The following is a 292-nucleotide window of genomic DNA, read 5'->3' as shown; positions in this document are numbered from 1 at the left end:
CCTACAACACCGCCGAAAACGTTCGCATCAACGTCAACGACATGCAATACATACTCAAAGACACCGAATTCTTCACCGCTGTGCACCAGGTCCACGGCGGTTCCGGTGACCCCTCGCCCTTCACCGCCTACGGCACCCTGCAGGGCCTGATGGCGGCGATGAACGTCAAGCACGGCCACGAGGAAGTCGGCAAGCTGAGCTACGCCGTGCAGGGCGTGGGCCACGTCGGCATGGAGTTCGTCAAGCTGCTGCGCGAGCGCGGCGCCAAGGTCTATGTGACCGACATCAACCA

General features: G+C 61.6%; 1 pseudogene. It reads left to right on the top strand.

Going from position 1 to position 292, the window contains the following annotated elements:
* Nucleotides 1-41: 41 nt before the first annotated feature.
* A pseudogene (locus FLQ44_RS17085) lies at nt 42-292 on the top strand (hypothetical protein); the annotation flags it as partial.

Source organism: Vogesella mureinivorans, from assembly GCF_007644035.1.
Taxonomy (GTDB): domain Bacteria; phylum Pseudomonadota; class Gammaproteobacteria; order Burkholderiales; family Chromobacteriaceae; genus Vogesella; species Vogesella mureinivorans.
This window is presented reverse-complemented; position numbering and strand designations above follow the sequence as displayed.